We start from the raw sequence: 2,555 nt of genomic DNA, 5'->3' as shown, positions 1-2,555 counted from the left end.
GGTCAAGGGCATGGCCGACCTGCGCGGGCGTCGCATCGCCGTCAACTCCCTATCCGGTTCCTTCTATTACACCACGCTGCTCGCGCTGCGCAAGCTCGGCATTGCCAAGTCGGAGGTCCATTTCGTGACACTGCCGCATGAGCGCCAGGAGCAGGCCTTGCTGGCGGGCTTGATCGATGTTGCCGCGCTGATCGATCCCTATAGCGTATCGATGGCAGCGCAGGCCAAGTTGCGTCGGCTCTTTACGGGAGCCGACATCATCGGCGAGCGGCAGTTTTCGCTGGTATTTTTCCGCAAAAAGATGCTGGAAGAGCAGGCCGATACGGTCAGCCGCTTTTTGGCCGGCTATCGCCAGGCCGTCGCCTTCCTGCAGAACGATATCCAGCACGGGAATGCGATCATGGCCAGGGCGCTGGGCCTCAAGCAAAGCGTGATGGTGGCGCACCGCTATACCAGCAATGCGCAGGTGCGGATGCGCGATGTCCAGTTCTGGCTCGATGTCATGCGGCAGGACGGTGGCCTGAGGCAGGCGCCTGGCCTGCGGGGCGATGCCTGCGCCACGGACCGCTTCAATCCGTGATGGCCCGCCCTGCTACCGGCCTGGGCGGCCCTGGCCATGCTGGCCGCTGGCGGGATCGGCGCGCGCCGCAGCTGCTTGGCCTGCTGGGCGTTGCCGCTGCGCTACTGGCATGGGAAGCGTTGATCCGCCTGCAGCTGCTCGACCCTGTCTATCTGCCACCGCCCGGCGAGGTGCTGGCGGCCTTGCCGTCGCTGCTGTGGCACGGTCCGCTGCTGGCCGACATGCGAGCCAGCCTGCATGCGGTGCTGGCCGGTACTGTGCTTGCCTGCCTGTTCGCGCTGCCGGCAGCGGCGCTGGCCCATTTTTATGCGCCGTTCCGATGGCTGACGGCTCCCCTGGTCGAACTGGTGCGTGGCATTGCTCCGTTGGCGCTGCTGCCGGCTTTTCTGCTGATCTTCGGACTGGGCGGCAAGAGCACGATCGCCATCATTGTCTGGGTCGCCTGGCCGCCTCTGTTCATCAATGTCCTGGCTGGGCTCGACGCTACCTGCCGTACGCTAATCGACGCGGCCCGGAGCATGGGCGCGAATCTGCCCTGGCTGCTGGCGAGCGTCTACCTGCCCGCCGTATTCGGACACCTGCTGGCCGGCCTGCGGCTTGCATTGGGCAGCGCCTGGCTTGCCGTCGTCGCCGCCGAAATGCTGGGCGCAAACGCCGGCATCGGCTTTCGCATCCTCGAGTGGTCGCAAACCTTCCAGGTGACCGCGATGTATGGCGCGATTGTTGTCACTGGCGTGGTATCGCTGGGCATCAATGGCGCCATTGCATGGCTGGCGCGCGCGTGCGCGCCGCACCTGGAGGAACGGTGATGGCCCGTCCCCTGCTGCGGGTAGACGCGGTCTCCCATGCATTTCAAGCACGCCAGGTGATACGCAATTGCTCCTTCACTCTAGGCGAGCGCGAGGTCGTGGCGCTGGTGGGGCCCAGCGGGGTTGGCAAAAGCACGCTGCTGCGCATACTGGCGGGCTTGGTGCGTCCGCAGCAGGGCAGCGTGACGCTGTCTGCCCGCGCGGTGCAACCCGGCATGTCCGGCCTGGCCATGGTGTTCCAGGATTACGCGCTGTTTCCCTGGCTCAGTGCACAGGGGAATGTCGAATATCCCCTGCTGGTCAATGGCGTGCCCAGAGCGCAGCGCCAGGCTGCGGCGCAGGCGGCCCTGCGTCAGGTCGGCCTGGGCGACAGCGGCCGTCTCTACCCGAGCCAGTTATCAGGCGGCATGCGGCAGCGCGTCGCCGTGGCCCGCGCGCTTGTCGCGCGGCCCGCCCTGATGCTGCTCGATGAGCCGCTGTCCGCCCTGGACCAGAAGACGCGTGAACACCTGCAGGGGCAGTTGGCTGAGGTGTTTGAGCAACTCGCCTGTGCCGCCGTGCTTGTAACGCATGATTTGCCGGAAGCCATACGGCTGGCGCAGCGGGTCATCGTGCTGACGGGCAATGGCGACAGCATTGTCGCCGACCTGCCGATACCACCCGGCGATGGCCGCCAGCAGCACGCGCTGCTGCTAGACCTGCTGGCCGCTCAACACTTGGCGTAGCGCCAGAACAGGCGCCGCGCCGCTTGCCCATTGCTGAGCACAAGCCGCTCTTCCTCGATGGCGGAGGCCAGTTCAAAACCCACCTCATGCGCAAATTGACGTATCCATTGCGGATGCCAGGGGAAGACGGCAATATCGTTCCCTATCGGTTCGCCGGGGTTGGCGCGCATGAAAAGCGTGCCGCCTGGCCGCAGCCAGCCATGTACCTTGCGCAATGCCGCGGCGACCTGCTGCGCGCCGCCGAAGTTGATGCTGCCCAGCGCCAGGCAGACGTCGATCGAGCCTTCCGCAAACGGGGCATCGTGCAGGTCGCAGACGAGATCGGCGGCATCATTGGTGATATCGATGCCGATCAGGTTGGGAATTTTGCCTTTGAATGGATTGAAGCCGCAGCCGACGTCGACCACTGTGCGTGGCCGCAGTGCATTGACCTGTTCGACC

Annotated in this window: 4 protein-coding genes; 3 read left to right on the top strand and 1 reads right to left on the bottom strand. The window is 65.4% G+C overall.

All coding sequences use genetic code 11. From position 1 onward, the window contains the following. From AC0V2Y_RS28545 to AC0V2Y_RS28535, 3 genes are all read left to right on the top strand, one after another. On the top strand, nt 1-580 hold a 580-nt coding region (locus AC0V2Y_RS28545; protein ID WP_475418471.1), incomplete at its 5' end, for an ABC transporter substrate-binding protein. Next, nucleotides 580-1,389 (top strand): ABC transporter permease, encoded by an 810-nt coding sequence (locus AC0V2Y_RS28540; protein ID WP_475417931.1) that lies wholly within the window; start codon nt 580-582, stop codon nt 1,387-1,389. The genes AC0V2Y_RS28545 and AC0V2Y_RS28540, both read left to right, overlap by 1 nt. After that, entirely contained in the window at nt 1,389-2,114 is a 726-nt protein-coding gene (locus AC0V2Y_RS28535; RefSeq protein ID WP_475417929.1) for an ABC transporter ATP-binding protein, read from the top strand. Before AC0V2Y_RS28540 ends, AC0V2Y_RS28535 begins: the two co-directional genes overlap by 1 nt. Here the strand turns inward: AC0V2Y_RS28535 and AC0V2Y_RS28530 are convergent. Beyond that, on the bottom strand, nt 2,099-2,555 hold a 457-nt coding region (locus AC0V2Y_RS28530; RefSeq protein WP_475418470.1), incomplete at its 5' end, for a methyltransferase domain-containing protein. The genes AC0V2Y_RS28535 and AC0V2Y_RS28530 overlap by 16 nt on opposite strands.

The organism is Janthinobacterium sp. BHSEK (genome assembly GCF_056174685.1).
The sequence above is the reverse complement of the archived record's forward strand: the minus strand, read 5'-3'. Positions and strand labels throughout refer to the sequence as shown.

Excerpts from the sequence above, each read along its gene's own strand:
- AC0V2Y_RS28540 (WP_475417931.1), top strand. The coding sequence starts at position 580 with ATGGCCCGCCCTGCTACCGGCCTGGGCGGCCCTGGCCATGCTGGCCGC.
- AC0V2Y_RS28535 (WP_475417929.1), top strand. The coding sequence starts at position 1,389 with ATGGCCCGTCCCCTGCTGCGGGTAGACGCGGTCTCCCATGCATTTCAA.